At 71.4% G+C, this 17546-nt stretch carries 15 protein-coding genes; 5 read left to right on the plus strand and 10 right to left on the minus strand.

What is annotated here, in order from left to right; genetic code table 11:
- Positions 1–133: 133 nt before the first annotated feature.
- Positions 134–649: a MarR family winged helix-turn-helix transcriptional regulator gene (locus ACWEKM_RS25210; protein WP_451623484.1), complete on the plus strand. Its 516-nt coding sequence runs from the start codon at positions 134–136 to the stop codon at positions 647–649.
- Positions 650–842: 193 nt separating this feature from the next.
- Positions 843–1478 carry a GTP cyclohydrolase II gene (locus tag ACWEKM_RS25215; RefSeq protein ID WP_451623485.1) on the plus strand — a complete coding sequence of 212 codons (636 nt, stop codon included), beginning with the start codon at positions 843–845 and terminating at the stop codon, positions 1476–1478.
- A 211-nt stretch (positions 1479–1689) separates the two neighbouring features.
- Here ACWEKM_RS25215 and ACWEKM_RS25220 read toward each other — a convergent pair whose 3' ends face one another.
- Positions 1690–2292: a TlpA family protein disulfide reductase gene (locus ACWEKM_RS25220; RefSeq protein WP_451623486.1), complete on the minus strand. Its 603-nt coding sequence runs from the start codon at positions 2290–2292 to the stop codon at positions 1690–1692.
- A 31-nt stretch (positions 2293–2323) separates the two neighbouring features.
- Complete coding sequence (locus ACWEKM_RS25225) at positions 2324–2818, minus strand: DUF3515 domain-containing protein (RefSeq protein ID WP_451623487.1); 495 nt, start codon at positions 2816–2818, stop codon at positions 2324–2326.
- A 297-nt stretch (positions 2819–3115) separates the two neighbouring features.
- On the opposite strand from ACWEKM_RS25225, the gene ACWEKM_RS25230 reads away from it, so the two are divergent.
- Complete coding sequence (locus ACWEKM_RS25230) at positions 3116–3400, plus strand: DUF6269 family protein (protein WP_451623488.1); 285 nt, start codon at positions 3116–3118, stop codon at positions 3398–3400.
- Positions 3401–3484: 84 nt separating this feature from the next.
- Here the strand turns inward: ACWEKM_RS25230 and ACWEKM_RS25235 are convergent, their stop codons facing one another.
- Positions 3485–5638 carry a BTAD domain-containing putative transcriptional regulator gene (locus ACWEKM_RS25235; RefSeq protein ID WP_451623489.1) on the minus strand — a complete coding sequence of 718 codons (2154 nt, stop codon included), beginning with the start codon at positions 5636–5638 and terminating at the stop codon, positions 3485–3487.
- Between the two features lie 79 nt (positions 5639–5717).
- Positions 5718–6761 carry a polyprenyl synthetase family protein gene (locus ACWEKM_RS25240; RefSeq protein WP_451623490.1) on the minus strand — a complete coding sequence of 348 codons (1044 nt, stop codon included), beginning with the start codon at positions 6759–6761 and terminating at the stop codon, positions 5718–5720.
- Between the two features lie 1018 nt (positions 6762–7779).
- On the opposite strand from ACWEKM_RS25240, the gene ACWEKM_RS25245 reads away from it, so the two are divergent.
- Together ACWEKM_RS25245 and ACWEKM_RS25250 are read left to right on the plus strand one after the other, a co-directional pair.
- Complete coding sequence (locus tag ACWEKM_RS25245; protein WP_451623491.1) at positions 7780–9945, plus strand: MMPL family transporter; 2166 nt, start codon at positions 7780–7782, stop codon at positions 9943–9945.
- 67 nt (positions 9946–10012) lie between these two features.
- Positions 10013–11971, plus strand: a complete 1959-nt coding sequence (locus ACWEKM_RS25250; RefSeq protein WP_451623492.1) for an ABC1 kinase family protein — start codon at positions 10013–10015, stop codon at positions 11969–11971.
- A gap of 48 nt (positions 11972–12019) precedes the next feature.
- Here ACWEKM_RS25250 and ACWEKM_RS25255 read toward each other — a convergent pair whose 3' ends face one another.
- From ACWEKM_RS25255 to ACWEKM_RS25280, 6 genes are all read right to left on the minus strand, one after another.
- On the minus strand, positions 12020–13270 hold the full coding sequence (locus tag ACWEKM_RS25255) for a cytochrome P450 (RefSeq protein ID WP_451623493.1): 1251 nt from the start codon (positions 13268–13270) through the stop codon (positions 12020–12022).
- Positions 13271–13588: 318 nt separating this feature from the next.
- A complete protein-coding gene (locus tag ACWEKM_RS25260; protein ID WP_451623494.1) occupies positions 13589–14134 on the minus strand; it encodes a hypothetical protein in 546 nt (181 codons plus the stop codon).
- Between the two features lies 1 nt (position 14135).
- Positions 14136–14687 (minus strand): DUF3995 domain-containing protein, encoded by a 552-nt coding sequence (locus ACWEKM_RS25265; RefSeq protein WP_451623495.1) that lies wholly within the window; start codon positions 14685–14687, stop codon positions 14136–14138.
- 73 nt (positions 14688–14760) lie between these two features.
- Positions 14761–15615, minus strand: a complete 855-nt coding sequence (locus ACWEKM_RS25270) for a tryptophan 2,3-dioxygenase (protein ID WP_451623496.1) — start codon at positions 15613–15615, stop codon at positions 14761–14763.
- Positions 15616–15643: 28 nt separating this feature from the next.
- On the minus strand, positions 15644–16468 hold the full coding sequence (locus ACWEKM_RS25275) for an ABC transporter permease (protein ID WP_451623497.1): 825 nt from the start codon (positions 16466–16468) through the stop codon (positions 15644–15646).
- A complete protein-coding gene (locus ACWEKM_RS25280; protein ID WP_451623498.1) occupies positions 16465–17544 on the minus strand; it encodes an ATP-binding cassette domain-containing protein in 1080 nt (359 codons plus the stop codon). Before ACWEKM_RS25280 ends, ACWEKM_RS25275 begins: the two co-directional genes overlap by 4 nt.
- Positions 17545–17546 lie beyond the last annotated feature (2 nt).

Genomic DNA, 17546 nt, shown 5'->3' on the forward strand with positions numbered 1-17546 from the left:
GGGCGGGTTTGCCTTGGGTGGGCCTGGTTCAGCGGGCTTGGTTCGGACAGGGCTTGGCTCGGGTGGGCTGGTATGAGCGGGGCTTGGCTTGGGCGGGCTTGGTTCAAGTTTGAAACAAACTTACACTGGTGGCATGACGACCCGCTGGCTCACCCCCGAGGAGCAGCGCGCCTGGCGCGCGTACCTCGCGGCCTCCCTGCTGCTGGAAGACGCGATCGACCGGCAGCTCCAGCAGGACGCCGGCATGCCGCACCTGTACTACTCCATCCTGGCCAACCTCTCCGATGCGCCGGAGCACCGGCTGCGGATGACCGACCTGGCCGAGCAGTCGAAGATCACCCGCAGTCGGCTGACGTACGCGGTGACCCGACTGGAGAAGGACGACCTGGTCCGGCGCGAGGGGTGCCCGTCGGACCGGCGCGGCAGCATCGCCGCGCTGACGGAGGCGGGGTCGGCGGCCCTGGAGCGTACGGCTCCCGGGCACGTCGAGACGGTGCGCGCCGCCGTCTTCGACCACCTCAGCGAGGAGCAGGTGGGGCAGTTGGAGGAGATCTGCACGGCGATCGCGCGGGCGCTCCACGGGGACGGGGCGCGCCCCGCGCCCGAGGACCTGCCCTGGCGGCGACGGTCGGCGCCGTCGTGCCCGTAACCTCGCCCACCCACACCCTCCCCCCTGCCCGTGGCCTCTCCCCGCCCGCAACCTCGCTCGCTTCGCGCCCCTGCCTTCTTCACGGCCCAGACAGAATCCTATTGCTTCAAATTTAAAGCATGGAGTAGGCTCCCCAGCCGTAGATCTGCTTCAAAACTCAAGCAGATGCGTCCATCGGACCCGGAGAACCCGCATGCCCGACACTCCCGTCGCCACACCGCGTGCCCGCGTCCGGGTACCGCTGCGCTTCCACGACGGATACGCCGTCGACGCCGACCTCGTCACCTTCCACGGCCTCGCGGACGGCCAGGAGCACCTCACCGTCGTCCTCGGCGACCCCGGCCCCGTCCCACTGGTGCGGCTGCACTCCGAATGCCTGACCGGCGACGTCTTCGGCTCGGCCCGCTGCGACTGCGGCCCCCAGCTGCGCGAGGCGGTCGAGCGCATCGCCGACCGCGGCGGCGTCCTGCTCTACCTCCGCCAGGAGGGCCGCGGCATCGGCCTCTACAACAAGCTCGACGCGTACGCGCTGCAGGACCAGGGCCTGGACACCTACGAGGCCAACGCCGCGCTCGGCCTGCCCGAGGACGCCCGCGACTACACGGCCGCCGCCCAGATGCTGCGCGCCCTCGGCATCGAGGAGCTGGACCTGCTGTCCAACAACCCCGACAAGGCCGAGCAGTTGCGGACACTGGGCGTCGGCGTCCGTGAGCGGGTGCCGACCGGTGTCTTCACCACCGCCCACAACGTCCGCTATCTGCGGGCGAAGGTGCTGCAGACCCAGCACACCCTGCCGCTCGGTGAACTGACGGAACGTCACGTCGGCTGACTCGGCCCCGCGGTGACGGCAGTGCCGAACAGGCCGGGAGCAGCGACGCGGGCAGCAGGGCGAGGGCGAGGGCGAGCCGGGCCAGGGTGAGCAGGACCGACGCGACGCCGTACGCGAGACGAACCGAAGTCGCTCGGGACCTGAACTCCGCCGGTGTCAACGCCCCTCGGGCGCTGCCTTTGTTTTCAGGCCCGTGTGTGAGCGGCCGCGCTCAAGGCCGGGAAGAGCCGGCGTCGGTCCGGGCTGCGGCGACCAGCGCTGCCAAGCGGTCCTCGTCGATGCCTCCGGCCGTCGTCGCGGCGACCCGGCCGTGCCGGTCGACGACGAACGTGACCGGGAGACCCTGCGTGGTCGTCAGACCCCTGGCCAGGGCGCGGAACCGGTCTCCGGCGGGGTCCAGGATGCTGGGATAGGCCATGTGGAACTCGCGGGCGAAGTCGTGGGCCGCGGCGGAGGAGTCGTCCTCGTTCAGGCCCAGGACGACGACGTCCTGGCTCTTCGTCTTCTCGTCGTAGCGCGTCAGTGCGGGGGTTTCCTTGCGGCAGGGGCCGCACCAGGAAGCCCATACGTTGACCACGACCGTCTTGCCCTTGTAGGCGGCGAGGCTTGTCGGGCGGCCGTCGATGCCGGTGCCGGTGAGGTCCGGTGCGGTGGGACGGTAAGCAGCGTCGATCATGAGTGCTCCGTCCGCGCCGAGGTGGTGGCCCGGGGTGCCGTGCGGGTCGTCCCTGGCGACGGTCACGCCGATGAGGATCCCGGCGCCGACGAGGGCGGCCAGGAGGGGGCCGTAGATGCGAGCGGGCGGGCGTTTCATGCGGGTTCCTTCGTGGGGACCGGGCCTTCGGTCAGCTGTCGGTGGCGCCGATGCAGTGGTTGTGCCGGCGGATCGGCCGGACGATCCGGCTCAGTTCCACCAACGCACCGTCGACGGCGGTGTCCTGGGCGGAGATGGAGACCTCGACGGCGGGGCTGCGCCCGTAGGTGATGATCACCTTGCGGCCGTTACGGGACTCGGCCTGCTGGTAGACCCAGTCCACACCATCGACGGTGACGCACAGGTCGGTGGTCGGGGCGGGCGGTTCCAGCCCGCAGCGCAGGACCACGGACTTGTCTCCCCATACGGCGACGCCCGGTGTGCCGGTGCCTTCCAGCCTGTGTCCGTCCAGCGTTGCCGGGTAGCCCCTGGCGATACGCGCGCAGGCGGGAGCGTCGGCATGGGGCCCCTGCTCGATGCCATAGGTCGGCGAGGTCAGTTCGCGCGCCACGAGGACGGCCGTGAGACCGACGGCGGCGGCCGCGAGACCGAGGACGAACCAAATTCTGCGGGATGGGCGGGCCATTCCGGAATACCCCCGATTTTGAGCTGGACGACATTGTCTGCTGGTCGTACGGAACAGTACGCCCCGGCTCAACTGCCCTTGTGGACACCTCCCTTTGGGCAACGGGCCGGTAATTAAAGTCAGTTCACTGTCAATGGCAGCCGTTAGGTTGATCAGTGATCACCGCTGAACTCGGGGCACGGGGCTCTGCTGGAAAACGCGGCCGTGTCGGCGTGCCCCCGGGCGTGTCTCGGTTGGGCTGTATTTTCTCTGTATTTGTGCGTACAGATGGTCTGGATATCGCGTACAGCGCTCTGTGTGAGGGTGGGGGCCTGGGTTCCGGTATGGGCCCGGAAGCGCGAGGAGGAGAAGTTGTTCTACGACCAGGTCCCCCAGCCTGACGTCCGGCACCCCCTGGAGACCCTGAACGAGATCGAGAACAACGCGGCGCTCGACCAGGAGTTGCTGCTGCGCGACGTCGGCGCCGCTTGGGCGAGCCTTCTGGCGGCGTTTGTGGACACACTGAGCGAAATGGCGTTGCGGGAGAGCGGTCACATCGCCGGGTACGGCCTGGATGAGGGGCACGCCGGCGGTTGTGGGTGACGAGAAGTACGTCGGCGGTTGTGGGTGACGAGAGGGGCGAGGCGTCGCGGCGGACGCGGTCAGTGTGCGCGCACGCGTGGCGCGTCAGCTGACGCGGGCCGGGTGCAGGGGGCTGACTCTCGCCCAGGTCTGGCGGTGTCGCCGGGCGTAGAGCCGCACCAGTGACGGCAGTCGGTAGCCCGCGAGGCCGCCCGGCGGGGCGGCGTCCTCGGGCCTGACCTGTAGGAGTTGGGAGTCCACCAGTTGCTCCAGCAGTTCCTCGGCGTCATCGACGGCGTGGCCGAGCAGGGCGGCCGCGTGCGGTGCGGTGAAACAGCTGAGACCGGCGGACGCGAGCACGCGAAGGGCGTCGGCCGCGCGCTCTGGTAGCAGCTCCAGCGCCGATCGCATGCCCCGGGCGACGTCCAGGCACCCGATGCGCAGTTCCGCGAGCCTGCGCTCCTCCACCGACAGACGGTCGGCGAGCCGGGCGACGGACCAGTGCGGTCGGGCGGCGAGCCGGGCGCCGGCGATGCGCAGCGCGAGCGGCAGCCGGTCGCACAACTCGGCGACGCGCAGCGCCGCTTCGGGCTCGGCGGCGAGCCGCTCCACGCCGGCCGCCGAAGCCAGCAGCGCCACCGCCTCGGCCGAGGCCATCGGACCGAGCCGGACCAGCCGTACCGCGTCGAGCGAGGCAAGTGCGGGGTGCACTCCGGTGACGACCACACGGCTCTCCCCGCCGCCCGGCCGCAGGGGGCGGACCTGGAGGTCGTCGGCGGCGTTGTCCAGGACGATGAGCATACGGCGGCCCGCGACGAGGGTACGGAAGAGCTGCGCGCGCTCGTCCGTCCCGGTGGGCTGACGTTCCGCCTCGGTGCCGAGCGCGCCCAGGAACCAGCCGAGCACCTCGTGCGGAGTGCGGGGGCGGCCCTCACCGGTGCGCAGGTCCGCGTACAACTGCCCTTCGGGGAAGTCCTGTCGGCACCGCCCGGCGACCCACACGGCGAGCGACGAGGCGCCGGTGCCGGGCGGGCCGCTGATCACGATGTCATGGCGGTCGCGCAGTGCGGCGGTCACCGTCCGCGCCGCCTGGGTCCGGCCGACAAGGTCCGCGGACGCCGCCGGCAACAGGGCCGGCACCGGTGTGCGGCCCTCTGCGGTGCCGACCGCGAAGGCACTGGACAAAGCACTGGACTCGGTCGTGGGTGGATGGTCCTGCCTGGTGTCGGCGGAGTGCGCCATGGGTGTGGGTGCTGTGCTGCGTCCTGGTCGGGGGCCGGGTGCGGCTCCCGGCGTGGTCGCGGGCAAGGCCGCTTCGGGCCGGGCGGGTGCCGTAGCCGTAGTCGTAGCCGTAGCCGTAGCCGTAGCCGTGGGTGCTCGGCGCCTTGTCGTGGACCGGTGAACCGCCCTCGCGGGAGCCGGTGTTCCGGGGGTGGCCGTGTGCTCCGCCGGAGCCGTGGTGCCTGCCGCGCCGTCGGCCGCCAGGGCGTGCACCGTGATCGTCGGGTGTTCGGGGGCCTCGGGGCCCGGCAGGGTGCCGGTGAGGATGCTCTGCTGGAGGGCGTGGAGTTCGGGGCCCGGGTCGATGCCGAGGTCCTCGCGGAGGATGCGGCGTCCGTTCTCGTAGACGGCCAGGGCGTCGGCCTGGCGGCCGCTGCGGAACAGGGCGGTCATCAACTGGCCGCGCAGCCTGTCGCGCAGCGGATGGCCGGCGACATGTCCGGTCAGGCCCGGGACCAGGTCCCCGTGACGGCCGAGGGCGAGGGCCGCCTCGATGTGGTGTTCCAGCGCCGCCAGGCGTGCCTCCTCCAGGCACGGCCCCTGCGCTGCGGCGAGCTGCTCGGTGACGCCGCCGAGGGCCGGACCGTGCCACAGTGCGAGGGCACCGGCGAGGCTGCGCTCGGCCGACGCGAACCGTCCGCCGCGCAGGGCCGCACGGCCCTCCTCCACCAGTGTTCGGAAGGTCTCCCAGTCGAGGGTGGCCCGCCCGAGTTCCAGGCGGTAGCCGGTGCCGTGCCGGGTGAGGCCGGCCTCGGGTCCGAGCCGGGTGCGCAGCCGCGACACATATGTGTAGAGCCGGCTGGTGCCGCCTGTGGGCGGGTCCGCGCCCCAGAGCAGGGTGGTCAGCTGTTCGTCCGTGACGACCCGGCCGTGCGCGATCGCCAGAGCGGCGAAGGCGGCCCGCTGCTTGGCCCCGTCGAGCGGGACACAGCGCCCGTCGCGCTGGGCACTGACGGGACCCAGAATCCTGAACTCCATGCGGGACTCCCCTGGTTGGCGGACTGACTGCCGCGGCGACGAGTGTCGTGCGCCGCCGCACGGCAGCCTGGCGGCCCGGTCAGCTGCTGCGCACGGCCACGTAGTCGCACAGCGCGAACAGCGCGCGCAGGGCGGGCAGCCCGGGCAGCGGGGCGAGAGCCGCCCGGGCCAGGTCGAGGCGGCGGTGCAGCACGGCCTCGGTCTCGGCGAGGGCGGGCGAACGGGCGAAGAGTTCCAGGGCGCGGGCCGCGCTCTGCTCCGGTACGGGGCCCGCGGCGAGCAGTTCCCGCAGTTCCGCGTCCTGCGGGTGCCGGCCCGCCAGGGCCAGCAGGATGGGGAGGGTGGGCACCCCCGCCAGCAGGTCGGTGCCCCGTTCCTTGCCGCTGGCCCCGGCCGGGGAGCGCAGGTCGAGGAGGTCGTCGGCGATCTGGAAGGCGATACCCAACTCCTCGCCGAACCCGGTCAGCGCGGCCACGTGCTCGTCGGGCGCGCCGGTCTGGAGGGCGCCGATGCCCAGGGACATGGACAGCAGAGCCGCCGTCTTGCCGGACAGCACCCGGAAGTAGTGATCGACCTGGTTCTCGCCCCCGGCCGGCCCGGTCAGTTCCAGGAGCTGACCGGCGACCAGGCGGTCCGCGGTCGCGGCGTGCAGACGGAACACGGCGGGGCTGAGGTCGGCGGCCAGCCGGGCGCCTCGGGCGAGCAGCCAGTCGCCGCTGAACACGGAGGTCCGGGCGCCGAAGCGGGCATGGACGCTGGCCACTCCGTGCCGCAGGGCGGCGCGGTCCATGACGTCGTCGTGGTGCAGGGAGGCTATGTGGACCAGTTCGGCGACTACGGACGCCTCGGTGACACCGGGCCGCCAGGGTTCGCCGAACTCGGCGCCGAGCAGGACGAGCAGCGGGCGCAGCCGCTTGCCTCCGGCGCGGGCCAGGTGCCCGGTCACCTCGGCGATCCGGGGGTCGTCGGCATCCCGTGTGGTGCTCAGGAGCAGTTTCTCGGCGTGCTCCAGCCCTGCCCGCAGTCGTCTGCCGAGGTCGGGGCTCTCCAGGGCGAGGTGGTCGACGATCCCTGTTCCCTGAGAGATTGAGGCGTCCTCCACAGCCACGGGAATACGTCGCACGCTCATCGACACCTTTCCGGGACACCGTGGCGCACTGAACACTCCGTGCATCCAGGCGACAACTCTGTGATCGCCGGGTGGAGTTCTCAACGGGCCTGGCATCAACGTGCCATCGCGGCGGAAGGCATCGGCCGACCCCATAGCGTGTACCTCTGCGTACCTCTGCGTACCTCTGCCGCGCTGTCGGCCGTCGGACACCGGAGCGCGCACCGGGGCCCACCGCCCACCGGCGCGCGCGGGGATCGTGGGGAATCCGCCAGAGAGGCAATCCGCCAGAGGCGTCAGGGTGGTTGGCGCCGCTCACGTCGTCCTCGATCCGTCGGCCGGCAGGCTCAGGTGTCGCGCCCGAGGTCGTCCACCGCGCGGCGCGCCCCGTGCGGTACACCGCCGGGGCCGGGTCGGGGCGCTGGCAGATAGCTGCCAGTGACCGCGGTCGGAGCCGGCGGCCCTGCCTAGACTCTGCCGCGCCCCACTCGCACCGACCACCGGAGGTTCTCCCCCCACACGGAGCCGCCGGGCGTGCTCCGCGGACCGTTCCCGAGCGGGCCAGAGCCCCACCGCGGATTCCGTTCGGCCTCGCCCCGGATTCCGCTCGGCCCCACCGCGGATTCCGCTGGGCCGGGCCCGACGCCCGTAACTCTCAAGGCTCCGACCCACACCCGCCGGCCGGGATCCTTGCGCTTACTCGCCGCCGTGCACGGCGGCGCGCTCCACGGCCTTGGAGCTCCGAACAGAATGGGAGTCCGATCAGCGTGCGGCGTCTGGTGCGTGCGATCGCAAGGCGCCGGAAGGTCCTCGTAGCGGAGCTACTAGGGCCTTTCGGCAACACCGCGTGGGGGCACCTCCCGGCCGAAGGCTGGGGGAGTGCGTGCCAGGCGTCGCACGCCGGGCGCCCATTCTGTTCGGAGCTCTTAGAGCGCCGGCTCAGGTGGCGCGTCCCTCACGAAGCCACCGGGCGCCGCATCGCCCCCCCCCACCGCCGGAAAGCACAGATTTCACACGTTCGCTAAGGAGTCCCATGTTCGGACGGATCGGACAGGCTGTCGTCCGCCGCCCCTGGTTGACCATCTCCGCCTGGATTGTCGCTGCGGTCGCGCTGGCCGTGTTCGCTCCCCAGCTGAAGGCGACCAGCGACCAGGCCGACTTCCTGCCCTCGCACTACGAGTCGGTCCAGGCAGAGAAGATCCAGCAGAAGGCATTTCCGCACAACGAAGCGCCCGCGGCCATCGCGGTGTTCCAGCGGTCCGACGGCGCGTCGCTGACGAAGGCGGACCGCGAGAAGGTCGTCGAGGTCTCCGCCGGTCTCCAGCGCCTCGGCATCGACAAGATCAAGCAGATCGAGACCAGCCAGGACGCGGTCTCCCCGAACGGTGAGATAGCGCTCTCCAGCGTCATCGCGACCACCAAGGACGCCTACGACCCGGGTCTGATGGACTCGGTGAAGAAGCTGCGCGAAGAGGTGAAGCCGCTGCTCAAGGGCAGCGACCTGAAGGTCGGCTTCACCGGTGCGGCCGCCAGTGCGCTGGACTCGAAGGAGTCCTCCGGCGACACCGATTCCATGATCATGTCGGCCACGCTGCTGCTCATCGTTCTCCTGCTGCTGATCATCTTCCGCAGCCCGCTGATCGCGGTGCTCCCGGTGGTGATCATCGGCCTTGCCTTCATGGTCGCCACCGGCCTGCTCTCCACCGCCGCCGAACTCGGCGGTCTGAAGGCCGACAACTCCATCTCCGCCATCCTCATCGTGGTGCTGTTCGGCGTCGGCACCGACTACATCCTGTTCCTGCTCTTCCGCCACCGCGAACTCCTGCGCGAGGGACAGGACCCCAAGCAGGCCATGGTCAACGCGGTCAGCCTGGTCGGTGAGACCGTGGCGTCCGCGGCCGGTGCCGTCATCGTCGCCTTCCTCGCGCTGCTGCTGTCCACCATGGGCATGCTCCGGACCATGGGTCCCTCGCTCGCCATCTCCGTCGCGGTGGCCCTGGCCGCCGGGCTCACCCTGGTGCCCGCCGTCTTCTCGCTGCTCGGCACCAAGGCGTACTGGCCTTCCAAGTCCTGGCGGCGGCAGCCGAAGAACGTCCTCGCCGGCCGCGTCGCCGCTCTCGGCGCCCGGCGCCCCGGTGCGGTCGCCGCGGTCACCGGCGGGGTCCTCGCCGTGCTCGCCGTGGGTGTGCTCGGCTTCCGCGCCGAGTTCGACACCACCAGCTCGCTGCCGTCCGGCCTTGAGTCGGTCAAAGCGATGAAGGACATGCAGCGCGGCTTCTCCGCCGGGCAGTCCGACCCGACCACCGTCTATCTACGCAGCGACGGCGACGCCAAGCTGACGAAGAATCAACTGACCGCGTTCGGCGGTGCGGTGGGCAAGGTCGAGGGGGTCGGCCAGGTCTCCCCCGCCCTGCTCGGCAAGGGCGGCACGGTCGCCCAGTACAACGTGGTCCTGAAGTACAAGCCCTCCAGTGACAAGGCCCTCTCCCTGGTCTCCGGCGCACTGCGGGACACCGCACACCGGGCGGCGCCCGAGGGCACCACGGTGGTGGTCGGCGGCACCACGGCGGTGCTGGCCGACATCCAGACCGCGGTGAATCACGACTACAAGGTCGTCTTCCCGGTCGCGGGCCTCGCCATCATGATCATCCTGGGGCTGCTGCTGCGCAGCGTGATCGCCCCGCTGTATCTGATGGTGTCCGTCGCGCTCGGTTTTGGAGCCACGCTCGGCGCCACCGTCTGGCTGTTCCAGGACGGCCAGGGCAAGGACGGGCTGCTCTTCACCCTGCCGGTGATCGTCTACCTTTTCGTGGTGGCGATCGGCACCGACTACAACATCCTGATGGTGAGCCGGCTGCGGGAGGAGATCCGGCGGGGCAGCACCCCCCGGGAGGCCGCCGCACGGGCCGTCGCCGCCTCGGTGCCGACCATCGGCGCGGCCTCGGTCATCCTGGCCGGGACCTTCGGGGTGCTGATGCTCGCCAAGAACACCATGCTCCAGCAGATGGGCTTCGCGGTCGCCTTCGGCATCCTGCTGTCCGCGTTCGTGATGGCGATGTTCCTGGTGCCCGCGCTGACCACGCTGCTCGGCCGCCGCGCCTGGTGGCCCGGCCACAAGCCCGGCACGGCCGCCCCCGTCGAATCCGGGGCGGCGCCCGGCGGCCACGAGACCGACCGCACGCTCGTACGGAACACGTGATCCCACCGAGAGGAGGGCGCCGCCCGGTCACCGCCGCGCAAGCGGGGGCCGGGCGGCGCACGCATGTATGGAACTCACCCTCTTCCTGATCGTCGCCGCCGCCACACTCGTCGTCACCGTGTCCCTGCTGTCCGTCGGGGCCCGGCGACTGCTCGGCCTGAGAATCGGCAAGGCGCGCGCCGCCCTCGCCAGCCTGGCGGCCCTGGGCGCCAGCGTCATGATCGGCTCCGCCATGGGCGAGGCCCGCCACACGCCGCTGGTCTCCGTACAGATCGGCCTGACGCTGCTGGCGGCGGTCGGCTTTCTCGCGCTGTCCGAGGCGGTGGTGCCGTCCGGTTCCCTGTCCGGCGTGGTCCGCTGGCCCCACCGGATACGCGACCGGCTGGCCCGTACCCGCCGCTACGGCCAGCTGAGCCGGATCGCGATGCGGCACGGCCTCGGCGACGCGCTGCGCGGCCGGGGCCTCAAGGGTCCCGAGGGGTCGCTGGAACGAGCGCGCCTGGCACGGCGGATGCGGCTCGCCCTGGAGGACGCGGGCGCCACCTTCGTCAAGCTCGGCCAGGTCCTCTCCACCCGCTACGACCTGCTGCCGCCCGAGTTCGTGGCGGAACTCACCACGCTCCAGCACCAGGTGACACCGGATCCCTGGGAGGAGGTCAAGCAGGTGCTGACGGCGGAACTCGGCGACGAACCCGAGGCGTTCTTCGCCGAGTTCGACCCCGAGCCGCTGGCCGCCGGCTCCATCGCCCAGGTGCACCGCGCCCGGCTCGCCACCGGCGAGGACGTCGCGGTCAAGGTGCAGCGGCCCGGCGCCCAGTCGGTGGTCGACCTCGACCTCGACATCCTGTTCCGGATCAGCCGCAAGATAGAGGAGAGCACCTCCTGGGGCCGCGATCTCGGCACCATGGACCTGGCGGAGGGCTTCGCGCTCTCCCTGCACGAGGAGCTCGACTTCCGTATCGAGGCCCGCAACATGGCCACGATACGGGCCGCCGCCGAGAGTCCCGAGCAGACCTCCCGGGTGCGCATGCCCCGTGTGTACGAGGAGTTGTCCGGCAAGCGGGTCCTCGTCCTGGAGTGGCTGGAGGGCACGCCGCTCAACGCGGCCGGCGAAGCCATCGAGGAACGCGGCCTGGACCGCGCCAAGCTGGTCCGGCAGCTCATGGAGTGCATTCTCGAACAGATCATGATCGGCGGGGTGTTCCACGCCGATCCGCATCCCGGCAACATCATGCTGCTGCGCGACGGAGAGCTGGGGCTGCTCGACTTCGGCTCGGTGGGCCGGATCGGCCGGGTGCTGCGGGAGGCGCTCGGCCAACTGCTGCTCGCCATCGACCGCGGTGACCCGGTCGCGCTCTCGGACGCGCTCCTCGAACTGGTCGACCGGGGCGAGGACACCGACGAGCGGCTCCTGGAGCGGAGCCTGGGCCGCTTCATGGCGCGCCATCTCGCCCCCGGCACCCGGCCGGACAGCGAGATGTTCTCCGACCTGTTCCGCCTCGTGGCCCGGCACGGTCTGACGGTGCCACCGGAGATCGCGGCCACCTTCCGCGCGCTGGCCACCCTGGAAGGGGCGATGACGCAGCTGAATCCCGGGTTCGACATCATCGCCGAGGCGCGCACGTTCGCGTCGGCGCAGGTGCGGCGGAAGGTGCGGCCGGAGTCCGTCGGCCGGGCCCTCGCCGAGGAGGCGCTCACCCTCGCCCCGGTGCTGCGCCGGCTGCCGCGCCGCATCGAGCGCATCACCGGCAACCTGGAACAGGGCAAACTCGGCGTCCAGGTCAGGCTGCTCGCCGACCCCAGGGACCGGCACTTCGTACGCGGCCTGGTGCACGATGCGGTGCTCGCCTTCCTCGGCGGGATCACCGCCCTCGTCGGCGTGCTGCTGCTGGGCACCGACCACGGCCCGCGGCTCGGCCCCTCGCTGACGCTCTATCAACTGATGGGCTATCACGTGCTGCTGGTCAGCAGCGTGCTGGTGATCCGCGTGGTGTTCCATGTCTTCCGCGCACCGAGACGGTGGTAGCCGACCGGACAGGACAGGCCCCGAGGCAGGTCGGGACGGAGCGGCCGGTCAGGCGGAGCGCAGGGCGACGGGCGCGCTGCTGTATCCGTAGAGGAAGTTGGAGAACACCCGCTCGGCGGTGCCGCGCGACTCGATGCCCGCCACCATCTCGCGCAGCGCGGACAGCAGTGCCTTCAGCTCCGCCCGGCCGAGGAAGGCGCCGAGGCAGAAGTGATGGCCGAAGCCGAAGGTCGCGTGTTTGTTGGCGGTGCGGCCCAGGTCGTAGCGGCGCGGGTCGGGGAAGACGGTCTCGTCGAAGTTGGCGGAGGTGTTCCACAGCGTGACGATGTCCCCCGCCGGGATCGTCCTGCCGCCGATCTCCACGTCCTTGGTGGCCCGGCGGCCGAAGTGCATCGCGGGCGTGGTCCAGCGCAGCACCTCCTCGGTGGCGCTGTCCACGGTGACCTCGCCCGCCTTGAACGCCCGCCACTGCTCGGGGTGTTCGATGAAGGCGAGGATCGCGCCGATGGAGGCCATCCGGCTGGACTCGTCGCCGCCGATGATGAGGCTGTAGCAGTTGAAAACGATCTCCTCCTCGGTCAGCGGGCGCCCCTCGACCTCGGCGGTGGCGAGGGTGCTGACGACGTCGTCACCGGGCTTCTTGCGGCGGTGGCGGGCCAAGTCGGAGAAGTACAGCAGGATCTCGTTGCGGGCCAGCCAGGCGTCCTCGGGGCTGCCGTCGCTGTTGTCCGCGCTCAGCACCTGCTTGTTCCAGTCGAGCAGCGGCTGCCGGTCCTGCGGGGGCACCGCCATCAGGTCGCAGATGGTGCCCATCGGGATGTGCTCGGCGATCGCCTCCGCGTAGTCGAAGCTCTCCCGGTCGAGGACCTGGCCGAGCAGGTCCCGGGTGCGCTTGTCGACCTGCTCCACCACATGGGTCAGGGCCCGCGGCGAGAACGACTTGAGCATCAAGGTGCGGATCGCGCGGTGCCGGGCGCCGTCGGTGACGGCCAGCATCTTGCCGGCCGCCGAGTCGCCGCCCTGCAGCAGGGTGGCGAGCACGTTGCCGCGCTCGGAGGTGAAGCGCGCGTTGTCCTTGTAGACGGCCACCACGTCGTCGTAGCGGGTGAGGGCCCAGAACGCCGGCCGGCCGCCGGTGGGCCGGTGGTGGTGGACGGGCCGCTCGGTGCGGAAGCGCTGCCACAGGTCGTGCAGCCGGTCCGGGGTGTCGGTGCCGAAGGTACGGGGATCGGTGAGGTCGAAGGTGTCCAGGTCGGCCTGCGGGGCGGGGACGGTGTCGGTGTCGGTGCTTGTGGTCATCTTCGCGGTTCCGGTCATGTCGAGGGTCGGTGACTGGCTTATGGGAGTGACTGGCTTGTGAGGGTGGCGACTTGGGGGCATCGCACGGGCGGGCCCGGCGGTGCGGCGACTCGTTCACGCCGCACGGGTGGGTCCGGCCGCATGGGTGTGTTCGGCCGCACGGGTGGGTCCGGCGGAGCGTGCCGGACCCGCCCCGGGGGCCAGGGCCTGTCGTCACCTTCCGGGCGTCGCCCGAGGGGCGGCCGGTGCGGCGATGGCGTCGCGGGGCCGGGAGCACCTCCCGGCCGAAGGCTGGGGGAGGGAAGGTGACGACAGCCCCTAGGGCCGGGCGGACTGTTCCTCGGCGCGTCGGCGGATGCCGTGCAGCCACTCGCGGCGGATCAGGCCGCTGGGCACCCGGATGAGCGCCCAGTAGCGGGCGAAGCGGCGCCGGGACGCCGGGTCGGTACTGATCACCCGGGTCTCGGTGGTCAGCCGCCCCTCGACGACCCGGAAGTCGAAGGCGACCTTGTAGTGGCCGTGGCGGTCGAAGGCGGCAAAGGTCGCATCGAGCGGTTCGGTCAGGGTGGCCGGGCCCTTCGGCTCCTCGATGGACACCACCGCGCCGATCACCAACTGGTCCCCGTCACGGTGGAGTCGGGTGAAGCCGCCGTCGGTCATGGAGGTGATGAAGGGCTCCTTCGCCTTGTCCCGCTTGGTGCCGAAGGAGCCGAACATCAGCAGTGCGTGGCACAGCGGCAGATCCCGCCATCTCGTCTCCTCCACCGCCCGCAGCACCTCGGCGCGCGGTGCGCGCACCGCCACCTCGTGCCGCTCCCGGTGGTCCCACTGGGGCAGGAGCCGGTCCAGTGCCCGGTCCGCCATGTCAGGTCGCCTCCGCGGGTGCCGCTCCGTAGGAGCGCCGGGTGCGCCGCTGGAAGCCGCGCGCGAGGAAGGTGAACAGGATCCCGCCGAGCATCCAGTACGGCTCGTACAGGAGGACGCTGAAGCGCTCGTCGCCGGTCAGCGGAGTCTCACGCCGACCGGCGAGGAAGACGGCCAGATCCACCATGGCGGGCGCCGCGTGACAGATCATCAGCACGGAGCAGAACCAGGCGCCGCCCAGGACGAACCCGCGGGGGAAGGCCATCCCCCAGTCCTGCACCAGCGCGAGCGCGCCGACGGCGCCCACCAGGTTCATCGGGATGGCTATCAGGTCGATGACGAACAGCGGCTTGTTGTCGACCAGGGACTGGTGGGGCGGTAGCCCCAGGGTGCCGCCCAGCGCCCAGTAGGCGTGGAAACCGGCGAACACGGTCATCCACACGCAGGCCACGTAACCTGTTCTGCGCTCCCATGTCTTCGCGGGCCGGGACCGGCGAGCCCGCTCGGCCACCAGGGCGCCTACGCGGTCGCGTGCAGTGAGCGTGTTGTGCATCAGATTCCCATCGAAGTGAGGTGTGCCGGACAGTGCGGTCCGGTCCGTTGTGCGACCGGCCCGCGCCACCCTCTCAGCCTGGCAGGCCGGGTCCGTGCCCCGCGGGGCATCCGTAGACGGTCTCGCCCTGTGGACCGGTGGACGGCATCTCCCCGGGTGCCGCGTGGACATGGCTGCGCGCGTTGTGCAACTCGGGGAAGAACCACTTGTCCAGGGTGGAGCGGAGAAACTCGGAGCCCGAACTGCCGCCGGTGCCGGGCCGGGTGCCCAGCGCGCGGACGACGAGGAGCCAGTGCTGGTAGCGCCATCGGTGGAAGAGCGCGTCGTACTCCAGGAGGTCCTCGGCGGTGTCGCGCAGCTCCTCCTCCGGCAGGTCGGGCCCGAACAGTTCCTCGGGGGTGAGCCCGCGGCGTTGCAGGGCCTGGCCGAAGACGTCGTGCAGGCTGGGCTCGTCGAAGCGCAGTTGCAGCCGCTCCCGCTCCGCGGCGGTGGCTCCCGGCAGCTTGAGGTAGCGGCTCTCGCGCGAGCCGGAGAGCATCTCCAGCTCGCGGAACTGCACCGACTGAAACCCACTGGACTCACCGAGGGCGCCGCGGAACTCGTTGAATCCGGCCGGGGTCATGGTGGTCAGCACGTCGACGTGCTCCAGCACCAGTGAGACGATCCGGATCACCCGGCGCAGGCCCCGGCGGGCGTGCCCGAAGCGCTCCCCCGCCAGCGCCTCGCGCACCTCCTCCAGCTCGTGGAGCGCGCAGCGGAACCACAGCTCGATGGCCTGGTGGGTGACGATGAAGAGCATCTCGTCGTGGGCTGCCGTGCGCGGACGCTGCAACGTCAGCAGTCCGGGTACCTCCAGGTACGAGCCGTACGACAGCGGTTCGGCCTCGGCACCGGCCCGTGTGCGGGGTTCTACGGCGGTATTGGGCATCACGTGAGGTCCCCCTCGGTCATGCCGCTCAACGGGCTGCGGCAGTACGGTACTTGCGGACGGCCATGGGCGCGACGACCGCGAGGATGACGGCCATCCAGGCCAGGCTGAGCGACACAGGGTGCTCGGCCGGGAAGGAGTGCGCGCTGGTCGCCGCGGGGTTGCCCCACAGTTCGCGGCAGGCGCCGACCACGGAACTCAGCGGGTTCCACTGCGCGGCCACCGCCAGCCAGTGCGGCAGCCCGGTGAGCGGAATGAAGGCGTTCGACAGGAACAGCACCGGCATCAGGAGCAGCGACGGCACCTGCGAGGCGGCCTGGGGGTCGCCGACCGAGAGGCCGATGAGCGCCCCCAGCCAGGCCATGGTGAAGCCGAACAGCAGCAGGATGCCGAACCCGGCGGCGACCTTCGCCGGGCTCTCGTGCGTGCGCCAGCCGATGCCGAGGCCGACGGCCGCCATGGCGACGCAGCCGAGGGCGCGCAGCACGGTGTCGCCGAGGGTGCGGCCGATGAGGACCGCGGCGCCGGACATGGGCAGCGAGCGGAACCGGTCGACGAGCCCGCCCCGCAGGTCGTCCACGGTGCCGACGGCGGTGCCGGGCACGGCGCTCATGACGCCCTGGATGAAGATGCCCGCCATGATGAACTCGGCGTAGCCGCCGTGCGGTACCTCGATGACGCTGCCGAACAGCACCCCGAACAGCAGCACGAACACGGTGGGCAGCAGTACCGCGTTGACCAGTTGGCCGGGCTTGCGGCGCAGGTGCCGCAGGTGCCGTTCGAAGCAGATCAGTCCGTCGCTCACCGCCGACAGGGGTCGCTCGGTGGGCATCGGCTGTGCCAGGGCGCTCATACCGCGCTCCTCCCGTGGGTCAGGTGCAGGGTGGGCTCGCCGGTCTGCGCGGGCGGCCCGGCCGGCGCGTTCGGTGCGGTCGTCGCAGCGGGGCCGGTCGGTACTGTCGGCGCCGGTGGACGGCCCGCGTCCGCGCCGTCCTGGGCACGACCGGTGAGGCTGAGGAAGACATCGTCGAGGGAGGGGCGGCGCACGGCGAAGTCCGTCACCGGCACCTGGGCGGCGCGCAGGGCGAGGGCGGCCTCGGTGATGTCGTGCAGGCCGCCGGTGACCGGCACGGCCAGGGTGCGGCCGTCCTCGCTGGTCACCGGCATCGTGCGCAGCGCCTGGCCCAGGGCGGCGAGCGCGGTGGGCTGCCAGGCCGGGTCGGCGAGCCCGACCTCCAGGCGTTCGCCGCCGACGGTGCGCTTGAGCTGGTCCGAGGTCCCGTCGGCGATCACCCGGCCGGAGTCGATCACCACGATCCGGTCGGCCAGCTCATCGGCCTCCTCCAGGTACTGGGTGGTGAGCAGCACGGTGACACCGGAGGCGACCTGCTCGCGGATCATCTCCCACAGGTCGAGCCTGCTCGCCGGATCGAGTCCGGTGGTCGGCTCGTCGAGGAAGATCACAGACGGCCTGGCCACCAGGCTGACCGCCAGGTCGAGCCGTCGCCGCATACCGCCCGAGTAGGTGCCGGCGGGCCGGTCGGCGGCGTCGGTGAGACGGAACCGTTCGAGCAGTTCCCTCGCCCGTTGCCTGGCCGGTCCCCGGCCCATCCGCTGGAGCATGCCGACCATCAGCAGGTTCTCGGCGCCGGTGAGCGTCTCGTCCACGGCGGCGTACTGGCCGGTGAGCCCGATGGAGCGCTGGACCTGTCGGCGTTCGCGCCGCACGTCGTACCCGGCGACCCGGGCGGTGCCCTCGTCGGGTTCGATCAGGGTGGCCAGGATGCGCACCGTCGTGGTCTTGCCGGCGCCGTTCGGGCCAAGCACGCCGAGCACGGTGCCCGCCGGGACGTGCAGGTTCAGGCCGCGGAGGGCCTCGTGGTCGCCGTAGCGCTTGCGCAGCCCCTCGGCTTGGATCGCCAGGTTCACCT

The sequence above is a fragment of the Streptomyces sp. NPDC004752 genome (assembly GCF_053601275.1).

Excerpts from the sequence above, each read along its gene's own strand:
- ACWEKM_RS25250 (WP_451623492.1), top strand. The coding sequence starts at position 10,013 with ATGGAACTCACCCTCTTCCTGATCGTCGCCGCCGCCACACTCGTCGTC.
- ACWEKM_RS25235 (WP_451623489.1), bottom strand. The coding sequence starts at position 5,638 with ATGGAGTTCAGGATTCTGGGTCCCGTCAGTGCCCAGCGCGACGGGCGC.
- ACWEKM_RS25265 (WP_451623495.1), bottom strand. The coding sequence starts at position 14,687 with ATGCACAACACGCTCACTGCACGCGACCGCGTAGGCGCCCTGGTGGCC.
- ACWEKM_RS25270 (WP_451623496.1), bottom strand. The coding sequence starts at position 15,615 with ATGCCCAATACCGCCGTAGAACCCCGCACACGGGCCGGTGCCGAGGCC.
- ACWEKM_RS25210 (WP_451623484.1), top strand. The coding sequence starts at position 134 with ATGACGACCCGCTGGCTCACCCCCGAGGAGCAGCGCGCCTGGCGCGCG.
- ACWEKM_RS25225 (WP_451623487.1), bottom strand. The coding sequence starts at position 2,818 with ATGGCCCGCCCATCCCGCAGAATTTGGTTCGTCCTCGGTCTCGCGGCC.
- ACWEKM_RS25275 (WP_451623497.1), bottom strand. The coding sequence starts at position 16,468 with ATGAGCGCCCTGGCACAGCCGATGCCCACCGAGCGACCCCTGTCGGCG.
- ACWEKM_RS25220 (WP_451623486.1), bottom strand. The coding sequence starts at position 2,292 with ATGAAACGCCCGCCCGCTCGCATCTACGGCCCCCTCCTGGCCGCCCTC.
- ACWEKM_RS25245 (WP_451623491.1), top strand. The coding sequence starts at position 7,780 with ATGTTCGGACGGATCGGACAGGCTGTCGTCCGCCGCCCCTGGTTGACC.
- ACWEKM_RS25255 (WP_451623493.1), bottom strand. The coding sequence starts at position 13,270 with ATGACCACAAGCACCGACACCGACACCGTCCCCGCCCCGCAGGCCGAC.
- ACWEKM_RS25215 (WP_451623485.1), top strand. The coding sequence starts at position 843 with ATGCCCGACACTCCCGTCGCCACACCGCGTGCCCGCGTCCGGGTACCG.
- ACWEKM_RS25260 (WP_451623494.1), bottom strand. The coding sequence starts at position 14,134 with ATGGCGGACCGGGCACTGGACCGGCTCCTGCCCCAGTGGGACCACCGG.